Raw genomic sequence first — 13,896 nt, 5'->3', positions numbered from 1 at the left:
GCTTCAAGACCTGATTATGGTCTACCCCTCCCCCACCCGGAACCGCGCCGCGTGGCTGCCGATCTCCTCGAAGGCCCCCGGCGTCGCCCCGGCCTTCGCCAGCGCCGCCTGCGCCTCCTCCGGGCTCACGCTCCCGGGCAGCGCCAGGAGCTGGCTCAGGCCCCCGCCGATTCCGGCGCTCGCCACCACCTCGCCTCCCAGCTCCGCCACCGCGTCGGCCGCCTCGTCGCGCCAGCGCTCGAACCTCGCGGCGTAGAGCACCCAGTCGCGCTGGGCCGCGCTCGGGTCGTCGAGAGGCTTGGCGACGCAGAAGACGGGCGTGCCGGCCGGATGGCCGGGCCGCTCGATGAAGGGCAGCCGGGCGATCACCTTCGGGCGGCCGGGGCCCGCGAGCTGGCGCCACCAGGCCCCGGCGGTCACGCCCTGGTCGAGGCGAAAGACCCCGAGATCGCCCCGCGAGGCGGCGACCGCGGCGATGACCGCCGCCGCGCTCGGATGGGGCCGGTACGGCACCGTGAAGCCGAAATGGAACCGGGCCGAATCGCGCATCGGCGCGTCGCCGCCCGAGACGTCGGCATGGACCGCGAACGGGGCCTGCACGTAGGTGAAGGTCGCGATGATGACGCGCCAGATCCCCTCCACGGTGTCGAGCGGCAGGAGCCCCTGGTGGCGCTCGGCGATCATGCGCATCATCGAGGCCTCGCGGCCGGGCCGGAAGGCCGAGCCGGAGGCGGAGGTCTTCTTGACGGCGATCAGCCGGTCGATGATTCGGCCGCGCTCCATCAGGAGGTCGTGCATCGCCGAATCGATGCGGTCGATATCGGCCCGGAGGGCGGCGAGGTCGGTGGGCGGGGGCGACGTCATGGCTTCGCGGGATGAGGCGGCGGGAAGATCCGTCTTACGACCGCCGCCGCCCGCGGGCCAGGGCCGGCATCGTGCGGGCCTCCGGAGATCGTTCTTCCGTCGATTGACGGCGCGACAGCGAAGCCCTACCTCTTTCGTCCGTTGAAGCGGAAATTTCGGACGCTTTAACGGCCGGTCCGGTTTGGAGAACGAACGACTTCCGGATTTTTCGTTAACGCCCGCCATCCGGCGCCAGCCCCGTGAGAAGCATGGCCACACCTCTCCTGAAGCCCGGGACCGAGGCCGCCTCCCAGGCGGTCGAGCCGACGAGCCCCGTCGCCCAGTTCGGGCCCGACGCGCCGCTGATGATGGATGCCGGGGTGGAACTGGCGCCCTGGCAGATCGCCTACCAGACGGCCGGGACGCTCAATGCCGAGCGCAGCAACGCGGTGCTGGTCTGCCACGCGCTGACCGGCGACCAGCACGTCGCCAACACCCACCCGGTCACCGGCAAGCCCGGCTGGTGGGAGCGCCTGGTCGGCCCCGGCAAGCCGGTCGACACCGACCGCTACTTCGTGATCTGCGCCAACGTCGTCGGCTCCTGCATGGGCACGACGGGACCGGCCTCCCTCGACCCGGCGACCGGCCGGGCCTACGGCCTCGACTTCCCGCTGGTGACGATCCGCGACATGGTCCGCGGCCAGGCGATGCTGCTCGACCGGCTCGGCATCAAGGACCTTTTTCTGTGCATCGGCGGCTCGATGGGCGGGATGCAGGTGCTGCAATGGGCAGCGAGCTACCCCGACCGGGTCTTCGCCGCCATGCCGATCGCCACGGGTGCCCGCCACTCGGCCCAGAACATCGCCTTCCACGAGGTCGGCCGGCAGGCGATCCTGGCCGATCCGAACTGGCATGGCGGGCGCTACCTCGATGTCGGCACGCGCCCCGCCAAGGGCCTCGGCGTCGCCCGGATGGGCGCCCACATCACCTACCTGTCGGAACCGGCGCTGCACCGGAAGTTCGGCCGCCGCCTGCAGGACCGGGACGCCCCGACCTTCTCGTTCGACGCCGATTTCCAGATCGAGAGCTACCTGCGCCACCAGGGCATCACCTTCGTCGAGCGCTTCGACGCCAACGCCTACCTCTACCTGACCCGGGCCATGGATTACTTCGACCTCGCCGCCGACCACGGCGGCGTGCTCGCCAACGCCTTCCGGGGCACCAGGACGCGGTTCTGCATCATGTCCTTCACCTCCGACTGGCTGTTTCCGACCGCCGATTCGCGGGCGATCGTCCACGCGCTCAACGCGGCGGCGGCGCCGGTCGCCTTCGTCGAGGTCGAGAGCGACAAGGGCCACGACGCCTTCCTGCTCGACGAGCCGGCGATGACCTCGGCGGCCAGGGGCTTCATCGCGGCGGCGGCCCGGGAGCGCGGCCTGTGAACGCCTCCGCGCCCCTCGCCCCCGCCATCCTGCCCCAGGACGCCACCGGCTCCTCGCGCATCGACCACCTGGTGATGCTCAACCTCGTCGAGCCCGGCTCCCGGGTCCTCGACGTCGGCTGCGGCGACGGCTCGCTGCTCGCGCTCCTGCGCGACCGGCGCGGCGTCGACGGCCGGGGCATCGAACTCTCGCGCGAGGGCGTCAATGCCTGCCTCGCCCACGGCCTGCCGGTGATCCAGGGCGACGCCGACACCGACCTCGCGGCCTACCCGGACGACGCCTTCGACTACGTGATCCTGTCGCAGACCATCCAGGCGACGCGCCAGCCCAAGGAGGTCCTGGAGCACCTGCTGCGCATCGGCCGGCATGCCATCGTGTCGTTCCCGAATTTCGGCCATTGGCGGGTGCGCAGCGAGCTGATGCTGCGCGGGCGGATGCCGGTGACCGACACCCTACCGGATCCCTGGTACGCGACGCCGAACATCCACCATTGCACGATCCGCGACTTCGTGGGCCTGTGTCGCCTCGTCGGCGCCCGGATCGAGCGCGCCTCGGCGCTCGACGCCTCGGGCCACCCGATGCGCTTCGCCCTGCCCTGGTGGGTGTGGAACCTCGTCGGCACGCAAGGCGTGTTCCTGCTCCGGCGGGAGTGACGGCCCCTTGCCGACCGGCGGGCTGCCGTCGCCAGGGCGAGCGGCACCAGGGCGAACGGCACCAGGGGACTCACGTCGGCCGTCCGGCCTCCCGGGGGCCGATCCCGGCTCGCTTCAGCGTTCCGGCAAGAAGCTCCACCTGCGCGGCGATGCGGCCGAACACCGCCGAGTCCGCCCCCTCGGGCTTCGGCGGCAGCCTCTCGCCGGCGGCGGTGGCGGCGAGCGCCCGGGACAGCCAGTCGCGCCAGGCCCGCCACGTCGCGGCCTCGGCGCCCGCGGGCTCCGGTTCGTGGCGCAGGATCGCCAAACGCCCGGCCATGCGGCGGAGCGTGGCGTCGGCGACCATCGCGGCCTCGATGCGGGAATGCCCGCGGCGGCGCGGCTCCTGCAGGGCGCGGGAGAGCGCCGCCTCCAGGTTGTTGCTCGCGAGCCCCGCCGCCCGGGCGGCGGCCTCGGCGTCGGCCGTCGTCGCCTCGCCGAGATGCTCGGCCACCACCGCCTCGGCGTAGCGGGCATGGGTCTGGAGCGCGCTGCGGAGCGCGTCGCGCACGCGGCCCGGCTCCCAGAGCGGCCACAGCAGCAGGCCGGCCAAGACCGCCACGGCACCGCCCAGCACCGTGAACAGGGCCCGCATCCCGACGATCTCCCAGGACGAGTGCCCGGGCTCGACGAGCTCCACCAGCACCACGACCAGCGGCGTCAGGCAGGCGATGAAGGTGCCGTAGCTGACGCCGCGGGCGGCGAAGCCGAGGACGCTGAGCGGCACCATCATGGCGGCGAGGACCGGCGGCGACGTGGCGTAGAACGCCAGCACCGCCCCGATCAGCCCGCCCAGCACCGTGCCGCCGACGCGCTCCAGCGCCCGCTGCCAGGTGGCGGCGTAGAAGGGCTGCATCGTCAGCACCACCGTGATGGTGAGCCAGTGGGTGAACGGGCCCGGCCACCAGACGGTGACGGCGAGCGCCGGCAGGGCCACCACGGTCGCCCGCACGGCGTGGCGCAGGTTGGCGGAGGACCAGGTGAGGTTGGCACGCATAGGGGCCAGCACGATCTCGCGCCAGGGCGGGGCCGGCGCCCCGGCGAGCCCGCCGCCGCCGGCCAGGTCCTCCGGCCCCGACAGCTTGGCGCCGATCCGCACCCGGTCGAGGATGCGCTCGGCCATCCGCCGCAGGGCCGGATCGGCATCGGGGCCGGGCTTGGCCCGGACGAGCGCCCGCTTGATGCGCGCGAGGTCGACCGGCCGGTCGCGGCGGATCGCCCGCGACAGCACCTTCAGCATCGGCGGCAGCAGCCGCAGGAGCCGGGCAGCCTCCGCCCGCTGCGCCGGGGTGGCGCGTTCGAGATAGTCCGAGAGGGCGATCATCACGCCGAAGAGCTGCTCGGCGGCCTCCAGCCGGATCAGCGCCCGGGCGTTGCGCTCCGACAGGCGCGCCCGGCTGCGGGCGAGGTCCAGCACCAGGGTGCGGGCGGCCTCGATCGCGTCCCGCACCGCCCGGCGATGGCCGCGGGCATGGGCCTCCCACACGGTGGGGTCGGTGCCGTGAGGGTCGGCCGAGAGCCGGCGCAGGTCGCGGGCGAGGCGTGACAGGCCGCGCCACACGCCCCCGATCGCCGTGTGGGCCGGCCGGTACGGGTGGAGCCGCCACACCACGAGTGCCAGGAAAGCGGCCCAGAGCCCGCCGGCCCAGAACATCGCGGCGACGATCGCCCCCTGCTCAATAGTGAGCGCCCGGTCGAGGGCGAGGCAGAGTACCACCACCAGGACGTTGCCGACGGTCTGGGCGGGCACGCCCCAGACCCGCGCGAAGGTGCAGCAGAAGATGACGAGAAGCGCCACCGGCAGCACCAGGGCCGGGCCGTAGCCCTCCATCACCCCGAAGGCGCCCCAGAACAGACCGCCGAGGCCCGCGAAGGCGAGGAGCGCCCGCAGGCGCGGCCGGATCGGCCCGCCGATGTCGCAGAAGCAGGTGAGGTTGGCTGCGAGCGCCATGGTGAGGAGCGGCGGCCAGGCGATCCAGGTATGCAGCAGGATGATCGACCCGAAGGCCAGGGCCGCCCGCAACCCCTCGATCATGCTGATGCCGGTGAGGTCGGGCGCGACCGGCAGCCGGGCGAGGTCGGGGCCGGGCTCGCGTAGGGTCCCGCGGCGGATCGGGACGGGCTTCATCGGGCGGGACGGGGCACGGCGGGGGCGCTCGGGTCGCGAAGGCGGACAGGGTCTCGCGGTCCGCGCCGGAGCAAGCCGCATGCCCCGCAAGGCAGGCGACCCTCGGCGCAAGGCGGGTCCCGTCCCCGTTATAGGATTCCGGGCGGCGGCGTGAACCGGACCCGGTCGGCGGTAAGGCCGGGGCACCGGCATCGCGATGGTCGAAGCGGCCTTGAGGCCCGGACTCGATGGGGAACGGGGATCGGCGATCTCGGCGCGGGGGCGACGCTGTCCAGATCGCCCGCCGGATCGCCGATGGTCCGCCCGGGTGCGCCCGGCTGGGGGCGTTCCGGGAGAGAGCAGTCCCGGGATGAGGCGGCAATCCCTCCGAGCGTCGCCCTGGCGTCCGGGAGGGTTCGCGCTATGTCGCGTCGGGTCAGCGAGCCCGGCCTTAGACCGGGCCGTTCCTGTCGGAGGATCTGTCTGCCGATGCGCCCGTCCCGCCTCCCCGCCCTCTCGGGAATCCTCCTCGCGCTCGCCTGCGGCGGGGCCGCCGCCCAGGGCATCCGCAACGCGCCGCCGCCGCGGGCCCTGGAGACGGCAGCCTACGTGTTCGCGGCGGCCAATGTCTGCGGCTATCGCATCGGCACGGAGGCGTTCGAGGCGCTGCTCGCCCGCTACCAGGTGACGATCGACGACGTGCGCCCGCCCCGCGGGCCGTTCGGCGCCAAGGTCCAGACGATCTTCACCCTGATGTCGAACCAGATGATGCAGAACCGCGAGGCCGCCTGCCTGGCGGTGGCCGGCGAATACGGCCCCGAGGGCAAGGTCGTTCCGGGCATCCTCCTGCTCGCCGCCCCGGCGGAGGCACCGGCCGCCCCGAAGCAGCCTTGAGTCGAACAACCCCGAATACGGAGACACGAATGAGCGACGAGACCCGCCCGCACGGGCGCTACGGCTACAGCCCCCTGCCGCGCCGGCCGGTCTACGACTGGCCCGGGGGGAAGCGGCTCGCGGTCTACGTCGCCCTCAACGTCGAGTGCTTCGCGTTCGGCGGCGGCCTCGGGGCCGAGCTGGCCCCGGGCGGGCCGCAACCCGACGTGCTGAACTACGCCTGGCGCGACTGGGGCAACCGCGTCGGGGTCTTTCGCCTCGCGGCGCTGTTCGACGAATTGTCCCTGCCGGCCTCGGTTCTGGTCAACAGCCGGATCTACGCCGAGTGCCCCGGCCTGATGGAGGTGTTTCGCGCCCGCGGCGACGAGGTGGTGGGGCACGGCCGCAGCAATGCCGAGCGCCAGGGCACCTTGGCCGAGGACGAGGAGCGGGCGCTGATCGCGGAGGCGACCGCAGTCCTGGCGCATGCCGAGGGCAAGGCGCCGGCCGGCTGGCTCGGCCCCTGGATCTCGCAGAGCCGCGCGACCCCGGACCTGCTCGCCGAGGCCGGCTACCGCTACCTCCTCGACTGGTGCCACGACGACCAGCCGACCTGGTTCCGGACCCGCGGCGGCGGCCGCATCCTCTCGGTGCCCTACCCGCAGGAATTGAACGACATCCCGTCGATCGTCGGGCGCAAGGATTCGGGGTCGCAATTCGCCGAGATGATCGTCGATACCTTCGAGGAGATGCGCGCCGCCTCCGAGGCCGCCCCGCTGGTGATGGGCATCGCGCTCCATCCCTACCTGGTCGGCCAGCCGCACCGGCTGCGGCCCCTGCGCCGGGCGCTGGCGCATATCGCCGAGGCCCGGGACGCGGTGTGGATCACCCGCGCCGGGGACATCGCCGATCATGCGATGACGCTGCCGGACGGGATGGTGCCCGGATAGGCGCTCCTCGCGAAGGGGTCAGCGCCCGGTCCAGCGCGGCGGGCGCTTGCCCAGGAACGCCTCCATGCCCTCGCGGAAATCGGCGCTCGTGTAGCAACTGAGGATCAGGTCGTCCCCGGCCTCGGACGGCGCCGCGTCGCGGACGCGGCGCAGCCCCTCCTTGGTGGCGGCGAGCGTCAGCGGGGCGTGGCCCGCCACCAGATGCGCCAGGGCGGTCGCCCGCTCGGCCAAAGCCGCGGCATCCTCCACCACCTCGCTCACCAGCCCGATCGCCCGGGCCTCCTCGGCCTCGACCAGGCGGGCGGTGAAGATCATCTCCTTGACCCGGGCGGCGCCGACGAGGGCGGAGAGCCGGCGCAGGTTGGCGACCGACAGGCAGTTGCCGAGGGTGCGGGCGATGGGAAAGCCGAACCGGGCGTCCCGGGTGGCGATGCGCAGGTCGCAGGTCGCGGCGATCGCCGCGCCGCCCCCGGTACAGGCCCCGGCGATCGCCGCGATGGTCGGCTTGGCGCAGCGCTCGAGCGCGCCGAGCACCCGGTCCATGAAGCGCTCGTAGCCGAGCGCGTCCTCGGGCGTCGAGAAGGCGCGGAACTGGGCGATGTCCGTACCGGCCGCGAAGGCGCGGCCCCCCGCCCCCTGGATCACCACCGCGCGCACCGCCGGGTCGGCGTCGATCGCCTCGGCGAGGCCGTGCAGGCGCTCGTACATCGCGAAGGTGAGGGCGTTGCGCGCCTGCGGCCGGTTGAGGGTGATGCGGGCGATGCCCGCCTCGTCGACCTCGTGCAGCAGTTCGTCGGTATCGGTCATGGCGGACGCATCCGGGTGGGCGGGTGCGCGACCCTAAGCAGACTTGCGTTGGTAGGCCAACGCTTCGCCCGCTCAGGTTGTTGTTTCGTCGCAGATTCTTGCCGCCGAACCGGTGTCCATTTCGACGAAATCTGCTGAGCGCCTGCACGCCCCACCGTCTGCCGCGAATCCACAAGGCAACGACGAACGCCCGGGCGCCAGTGGCGTTGATGCGCGACTGGATCGAGGACGAGGCGAGACATGAGCAAGCAGGCGGCATCGCGGACGAGCGACGACGGGAAGACCGACCACGGGAAGACCGACCATGAGGAGACCGGCCATGAGGAGACCGGCCATGAGGAGACCTGGCAGGCCTTCCGCGAGGCGGTGAACATGAGTCCGGGCGAGCTGGAGAAATGGCTCGACAGCGAGGAGAGCCGTTCGGTCGGCTGGAGCGACGGCGCCAAGAAGGAGAGCGCCAAGGGCGGCGAATCGGTCGGCCATCACCAGGGACGCCGGATCGTCGAGATCAAGCACACCAAGAAGGCGGATCTCACCGACGACGATTATGCCGACATGCGCAAGGTCGCGGCTTACGTCAAACGCCACCTTGCTCAGGGCGGACCGAAGGAGGACGCCGAGACCTCGCGCTGGCGCTACTCTCTCATGAACTGGGGCCACGATCCGCTGAAGGATTGAGGCAAACCCGCCACAGCGACATGGTGGCGCGGGCCGGAGCGCAAGTTTCTCCCGCGCCGCCACATTCCGACAACTCTGTCCGCTCTCGGGCCGCACTGAAGGGACGGACCCCACTCTGGCCCCAGTTCGGCCCGGATCTTGCTGATCCTTGCCCATACCTCAAGGTCTTCGCATCGCCGCGGCGATGTGGCTGACTTGGGGGTCAAGCCGTAAGGCAACGCGACAAGCGGGTCATGGGGGTCCGGGATGACGGGAGCGGATGTGCGGCGGCGCCGGGCATGGTCCGGCGTGCGGGTGGGCCTGTGGGCGGGCGTGCTGGGTCTCGTCCTCGCCGGTCTCGGTGTGGCGGGTCACGGGCTCCCGACCCTCGCCGCCCTGCCCCGCCCCGCCGCGGCGCCCCCCGACACCGCGGCCGAGGGGTCGTCGACCCGGATCACGCTCGGCCCCGGGGGGCGCGACGTGCGCCTGTGGGGCGACCTCGACGACGGCGCCGCCGACCGCCTGCGCCGGCTCCTCGATGCCCATCCGGGGGTGGTGCGGCTGCACCTCACCAGCGACGGCGGCCTCGTCGACGAGGGAACGGCGATCGGCGAGCTCGTGGCCGAGCGGGGCCTCGTCACCTACGTGCCGGATTACTGCGTCTCGGCCTGCACGCTCGCCTTCGTACGCGGCCGCGAGCGCCTGATCATGGAAGACAGCCGCCTCGGCTTCCACGCCCCCTACGAGCCGGGCGCGTTCGGCGCCATGATCCCGGTCGATGCGAGCGAGGAGCGCGGCCGCTACCTCGCCGCCGGCCTGGAGCCGGCCTTCGTCGATCAGGCGCTCGCCACCCCCTCCCGCGACATCTGGATTCCCGACGCGGCGCGACTGCGCGCTGCCGGGGCCGTCACCCGGGTGGTCGGTCCCGGCGACCTGCCGGATTCGACCCTCGACGACGACGATTCCCTCGCCGGCGCCCGGGCGGCCGTGATCCGGGCCGTCGACCTTCTCGCACCGCTCGCGTCGCGCCGGCCGGGAGCGCTCGACGGAATCGCCGCCCGCTACCGGAACTCCTACCGCCAGGGTCGCAGCGAGAGCGACGGCCTCGACCTCATCCGGGCCGAGGCGGTGGGGGCGATGCGCGCGGCCTTCGTCGGCGCCGACGACGCCACCCTGGCGGATCTCGGCCGCCTTGTCCTCGACGCCATGGCGGCGAGAGGGGGCGAGGAGACCTGCCGCGCCATCGGGCGGGACGGCGATCTCGTGACGGCGGCCGAGGCCCTGCCGGATCGGCAGGGCGGCCGCGCCCGGATGCGGGACCTGCTCGATCGGGCCCTCGCCGGGTCGGCGCCCCTCGTCGCGTCGTCCGTTGCGACGCCGCCGCTGCTGGCCTCCGCCTCGTCCCTGCACGCGTCCGGCTGCGCCGCGCTGCGCCATCGCCTCTCCGGGATTCTCTCGCGGGGCGACGCGCTCCGGCTGCGGGAGGCCCTGCTCGGCCGGACGGCCCGGCGGCTGGAGGCCTCGGCGCTGCCGGGAGAGCCGTGAGTTCGGCGGGTTGCGGCCGATCCGCCCAGTTCCGCGCCAGCATTCGGACCGAACGCTGCCGCGCCGGTGCGGCGGCCTAGATCTCGGGTCATGCCTCACCCCGTCATGACCCGGGCCGCCGGCCTCGACGCCCTCGCTTCCTTCCTCGCCGGTTCCGGTGCGGATTACGCCGCCACCCGCAACACCGATCCCGGCCGGGACGACGCGCCGACGACCTCCTGCCTCTCGCCCTACCTGAGCCGCCGTCTCCTGACCGAGGAGGAGGTCGCCCGGGCGGCGCTCTCGGTCTTCGGCGAGCGCGGAGCGGACAAGTTCGTCTCGGAGGTCTTCTGGCGCACCTACTTCAAGGGCCATCTCGAGACCCATCCGGAAGCCTGGGCCCGCTATCGGGCCGGGCGCGACGCGGCGCGGGCGCGCCTCGCCGACGAGCCGGGCCTGCACCGGACCCATGACCGGGCGGTGGCGGGCGAGACCGGCCTCGACGGGTTCGACGCCTGGGCGACGCAGCTCGTCGAGCAGGGTTTCCTGCACAATCACGCCCGGATGTGGTTCGCCTCGATCTGGATTTTTACGCTGCGCCTGCCCTGGGAGCTCGGCGCAGCGTTCTTCCTGCGCCACCTCCTCGACGGCGACCCGGCGAGCAACACCCTGTCCTGGCGCTGGGTCGCCGGCCTGCACACGCGGGGCAAGCCGTATCTCGCCCGGCGCGACAACATCCGCGAGTTCACGCAGGGACGTCACGATCCGGCCGGCCTGAACGAGGACGCCGCCTCCCTGGCGGAGGAGATCCCGCCCCGGGAGGTGCCGCTGGCACATGCCGATACCGCCCCCGACGGGCCGGTCGCCCTGCTCCTCCACCTCGACGACCTCGCGCCCGAGACCCTGCCTCTCGGCAATGCCCGGGTGACGCGCGTCGCCGGCCTCCTCGCCTCCGACGAGGAAGCCTCCGACACGGTGCGGGCGGCGGATGCGGCGGGAATGGCGGATGCCCTGGCCCGGGCGGCGGCGCATTTCGGCTGCCCGGCCGAGCCGATGCGGGACGGCTGGGCCGGCGGCCTGCCGGTCGTGACGCCGTGGGCCCCCGTCGGCCCCTCCGCCGACGCCCTGCCGGCAGGCTGCCGCCGAATTCGGCGCGCCTGGGACGAGCGGGCCTGGCCGCTGTCGAACCGGGGCTATTCGCGCCTGCGCGGCGCGATCCCGAAGGTGATGGCACCCTGACGGTGCGGGGTCCCCTCTCCCGGGTGGGAGAGGGGGTGCTGCTTCACGGGAACGACGCTCCGCTCACGCGGCCTTCGGCGTCCCGGCGTCGGTGCGCTTCACGTCGTAGCGGTCGAGCATCATCAGCTTGTGCCAGACCTTGACGAAGTCGCGCACGAACCGCTCCTGACCGTCGCGGCCGGCATAGATCTCGACCACCGCCCGGAGCTGCGCGTTCGCGCCGAAGACGAGGTCGCAGCGGGTCGCCGTGAACTTCGTCTCGCCGGTCTGCCGGTCGTCGAGGGTGAAGGCGTGGCCTGCCGCATCCGCCTTCTTCCACTCGTAGTCCATGCTGGTCAGCACGGTGAAGAAGTCGTTGGTCAGCACGCCGACGCGGTCGGTGAAGATCCCGTGCCGCGAGCCGTCGTGGTTGAGGTTGAGCGCCCGCAGGCCCCCGGTCAGCACCACCCATTCCGGCGCGGTGAGCGCCAGGAGGTTGGCCTTGTCCAAGAAGACCTCCTCGGGCGCGACGCGGCCCTTGGCGATCTCGGCGAAGGACGGGTCGACATAGTTGCGGAACCCGTCGACCAGGGGCTTCAGCCACTCGAAGCTGTCGGCGTCGGTGAGCGCGTCGGTGGTGTCCATCCGGCCCGGCACGAAGGGCACCGGCGTCGCCGCACCCGCCGCCTTCGCGGCCTCCTCGACGGCGGCGCAGCCGCCGAGCACGATGAGGTCGGCGAGCGAGACCTTCTTGCCCCCGGCGGCCTTGCCGTTGAACCCGGCCATGATCGTGCGCAGGCGCTCGATCACCGGCAGGGTGCGCCGGTTGACGGTCCAGCCCGATTGCGGCGCCAGCGCCAGCCGCGCGCCGTTGGCGCCGCCGCGCTTGTCGCTGTTGCGGTAGGTCGCGACCGACGAGAAGGCCGTGAAGGCGAGATCGGAGACCGACAATCCGGTACCCAGGATCTCCGCCTTCAGGGCGGCGATGTCGGCCTCGTCGATCAGCGGATGGTCGACCGGCGGGATCGGATCCTGCCAGATCAGGTCGTCCTCGATCTTGGTCTCCGGTCCGACGTAGCGCTCCTTCGGGCCCATGTCGCGGTGGGTGAGCTTGTACCAGGCCTTCGAGAATTGCAGCGTGAAGTAGTCGAAGTCAGACAGGAATTTTTCGCAGATCTCGCGGTAGACCGGGTCGGTCTTGAGCGCGATGTCGCTCGTCATCATCATCAGAGGATGCGACTTGCCCGGGATATGGGCGTCGGGCGTGCGCGGCGCGTCCGGGTCGGTCGGCTCCCATTGCAGCGCGCCGGCGGGGCTGCGGGTCTGCTTCCACTCGAACTTGAACAGGTTCTCCAGGTAGCTGTTGTCCCAGGTCGTCGGATTCTGCGTCCACGAGCCCTCGATGCCGTTCGTCATCGTGTTCTCGGCCGCGCCGGTGCCCTCCGGGTTGTGCCAGCCCAGGCCCATCGCCTCGATCGGGGCGATCTCCGGCGGCGGGCCGATCCGGTCGGCCTTGACCATGCCGTGGCTCTTGCCGAAGGCGTGGCCGCCGGCGATCAGCGCCACGGTCTCCTCGTCGTTCATCGCCATGCGGGTGAAGGTCACCCGGATGTCGCGGGCCGAGCCCATCGGGTCGCCGTTGGCGTAGGGGCCTTCCGGGTTGACGTAGATCAGCGCCTGGTGCGAGGCCGCGAGCGGATTCTCGAGGTCGTAATCGGCGTCGCCGTTCTTGCCCTGCCAGCGCTTGTCGCGGTTGACCATCTCGTCGAAGGACTTGACGTTGGTCGGGTCCCACAGCTCGGGGCCCCAATAGGTTGCGTTGTCGGCCTCCCAGGCATCCTCGCGGCCGCCGGCGAAGCCGTAGGTCGGGAAGTTCATGATCTCGAGGGCGCAGGTGCCGGTCAGCACCATCAGGTCGGCCCAGGAGAGGGCGCTGCCGTATTTCTGCTTGATCGGCCAGAGCAGGCGGCGCGACTTGTCGGTGTTGCCGTTGTCCCACCAGCTGCTGATCGGCGCGAAGCGCTGCAGGCCCTGGCCGGCGCCGCCGCGCCCGTCGGCGATGCGGTAGGTGCCGGCGGAGTGCCAGGCCATGCGGATCATCTGCGGGCCGTAATTGCCGTAATCGGACGGCCACCACGACACCGAGCTGGTCAGGAACTGCTTGATGTCCCGCTTCAGCCCCTCGTAGTCGAGGGCCGCGAAGGCCGCGCGGTAATCGAAGTCCGGGCCGAGCGGGTTCGCCTGAGGGCCGTTCTGGTGCAGCGTCTCGACGCGCAGGCGGTCGGGATACCACTCCTCCAGGGTGGGCGGCGTCGCGAGGGCGCCGCCGACGCGGTCGCCGCCGAAGGGGCACTTGCCGGACAGGACGTCTTTATAGGTTTCCACGCCGTCGATCCTTCTGTGCCGACCGCGCCTGAGCGATCGGGAGGGGCGAGCGGGCGGCCTTCCCCACGGAAGCCGTCCCGCCCGGAAATCGTGCGATGAACCGTCTGGCGATCATACTAGTATGGGGTATGCGAAGGAGGCTGCCCCGCCGGGCGATGGACGAACCCGTCCTCGGCATCGACTCTGGACAACGATCCCTCATCCCGGCCCCGGACCGACCATACGGTGCGCGGACGCAGATAGGCGCCGCTTCCGTTGCGGCCACTAAATTCGCGTTCACCGCGGCACGCGGTCTCGGGCCGCTTCCCGGACGTCGCGGGCTTTCGGGGTTCGGCGCCTTTTGGCTACCGGCCAGCGCGCGCGCAGGCCCATGCCCCGCGCTCCCGCAGGCCGGCCGA

At 72.2% G+C, this 13,896-nt stretch carries 11 protein-coding genes; 7 read left to right on the top strand and 4 right to left on the bottom strand.

Going from position 1 to position 13,896, the window contains the following annotated elements; translation table 11 throughout:
* Nucleotides 1-21: 21 nt before the first annotated feature.
* Nucleotides 22-864 carry a chorismate mutase gene (locus miv_RS09850; protein ID WP_207182472.1) on the bottom strand — a complete coding sequence of 281 codons (843 nt, stop codon included), beginning with the start codon at nt 862-864 and terminating at the stop codon, nt 22-24.
* Between the two features lie 248 nt (nt 865-1,112).
* Here miv_RS09850 and metX point away from each other — a divergent pair, with 248 nt between their 5' ends.
* Entirely contained in the window at nt 1,113-2,285 is a 1,173-nt protein-coding gene (metX, locus tag miv_RS09845) for a homoserine O-acetyltransferase MetX (protein WP_207182471.1), read from the top strand.
* The gene (metW, locus tag miv_RS09840; RefSeq protein ID WP_207182470.1) at nt 2,282-2,938 is read left to right on the top strand and encodes a methionine biosynthesis protein MetW; all 657 of its coding nucleotides are present in this window, start codon (nt 2,282-2,284) and stop codon (nt 2,936-2,938) included. Before metX ends, metW begins: the two co-directional genes overlap by 4 nt.
* Before the next feature lie 70 nt (nt 2,939-3,008).
* Here the strand turns inward: metW and miv_RS09835 are convergent, their stop codons facing one another.
* Nucleotides 3,009-5,105 (bottom strand): FUSC family protein, encoded by a 2,097-nt coding sequence (locus miv_RS09835; RefSeq protein WP_207182469.1) that lies wholly within the window; start codon nt 5,103-5,105, stop codon nt 3,009-3,011.
* Between the two features lie 468 nt (nt 5,106-5,573).
* Here miv_RS09835 and miv_RS09830 point away from each other — a divergent pair, with 468 nt between their 5' ends.
* Nucleotides 5,574-5,978, top strand: a complete 405-nt coding sequence (locus miv_RS09830) for a hypothetical protein (RefSeq protein ID WP_207182468.1) — start codon at nt 5,574-5,576, stop codon at nt 5,976-5,978.
* Between the two features lie 29 nt (nt 5,979-6,007).
* Entirely contained in the window at nt 6,008-6,907 is a 900-nt protein-coding gene (locus miv_RS09825; RefSeq protein ID WP_048425760.1) for a polysaccharide deacetylase family protein, read from the top strand.
* 18 nt (nt 6,908-6,925) lie between these two features.
* Here miv_RS09825 and miv_RS09820 read toward each other — a convergent pair whose 3' ends face one another.
* A complete protein-coding gene (locus tag miv_RS09820) occupies nt 6,926-7,714 on the bottom strand; it encodes an enoyl-CoA hydratase (RefSeq protein WP_207182466.1) in 789 nt (262 codons plus the stop codon).
* A gap of 372 nt (nt 7,715-8,086) precedes the next feature.
* On the opposite strand from miv_RS09820, the gene miv_RS09815 reads away from it, so the two are divergent.
* From miv_RS09815 to miv_RS09805, 3 genes are all read left to right on the top strand, one after another.
* Nucleotides 8,087-8,392 carry a DUF3140 domain-containing protein gene (locus miv_RS09815; RefSeq protein WP_244749043.1) on the top strand — a complete coding sequence of 102 codons (306 nt, stop codon included), beginning with the start codon at nt 8,087-8,089 and terminating at the stop codon, nt 8,390-8,392.
* 246 nt (nt 8,393-8,638) lie between these two features.
* On the top strand, nt 8,639-9,916 hold the full coding sequence (locus tag miv_RS09810; RefSeq protein WP_207182462.1) for a COG3904 family protein: 1,278 nt from the start codon (nt 8,639-8,641) through the stop codon (nt 9,914-9,916).
* A gap of 90 nt (nt 9,917-10,006) precedes the next feature.
* Nucleotides 10,007-11,134 (top strand): FAD-binding domain-containing protein, encoded by a 1,128-nt coding sequence (locus tag miv_RS09805; protein WP_244748935.1) that lies wholly within the window; start codon nt 10,007-10,009, stop codon nt 11,132-11,134.
* Nucleotides 11,135-11,197: 63 nt separating this feature from the next.
* Here the strand turns inward: miv_RS09805 and katG are convergent, their stop codons facing one another.
* Entirely contained in the window at nt 11,198-13,507 is a 2,310-nt protein-coding gene (katG, locus tag miv_RS09800) for a catalase/peroxidase HPI (protein WP_048431403.1), read from the bottom strand.
* Between the last annotated feature and the right edge of the window lie 389 nt (nt 13,508-13,896).

The organism is Methylobacterium indicum (assembly GCF_017347565.1).
Lineage (GTDB): Bacteria > Pseudomonadota > Alphaproteobacteria > Rhizobiales > Beijerinckiaceae > Methylobacterium > Methylobacterium indicum.
Note: the sequence above shows the minus strand (reverse complement) of the source record. Positions and strands in the feature narration are given on the sequence as shown.

Excerpts from the sequence above, each read along its gene's own strand:
- miv_RS09850 (WP_207182472.1), bottom strand. The coding sequence starts at position 864 with ATGACGTCGCCCCCGCCCACCGACCTCGCCGCCCTCCGGGCCGATATC.
- metX (WP_207182471.1), top strand. The coding sequence starts at position 1,113 with ATGGCCACACCTCTCCTGAAGCCCGGGACCGAGGCCGCCTCCCAGGCG.
- miv_RS09835 (WP_207182469.1), bottom strand. The coding sequence starts at position 5,105 with ATGAAGCCCGTCCCGATCCGCCGCGGGACCCTACGCGAGCCCGGCCCC.
- miv_RS09830 (WP_207182468.1), top strand. The coding sequence starts at position 5,574 with ATGCGCCCGTCCCGCCTCCCCGCCCTCTCGGGAATCCTCCTCGCGCTC.
- miv_RS09825 (WP_048425760.1), top strand. The coding sequence starts at position 6,008 with ATGAGCGACGAGACCCGCCCGCACGGGCGCTACGGCTACAGCCCCCTG.
- miv_RS09820 (WP_207182466.1), bottom strand. The coding sequence starts at position 7,714 with ATGACCGATACCGACGAACTGCTGCACGAGGTCGACGAGGCGGGCATC.
- miv_RS09815 (WP_244749043.1), top strand. The coding sequence starts at position 8,087 with ATGAGTCCGGGCGAGCTGGAGAAATGGCTCGACAGCGAGGAGAGCCGT.
- miv_RS09810 (WP_207182462.1), top strand. The coding sequence starts at position 8,639 with ATGACGGGAGCGGATGTGCGGCGGCGCCGGGCATGGTCCGGCGTGCGG.
- miv_RS09805 (WP_244748935.1), top strand. The coding sequence starts at position 10,007 with ATGCCTCACCCCGTCATGACCCGGGCCGCCGGCCTCGACGCCCTCGCT.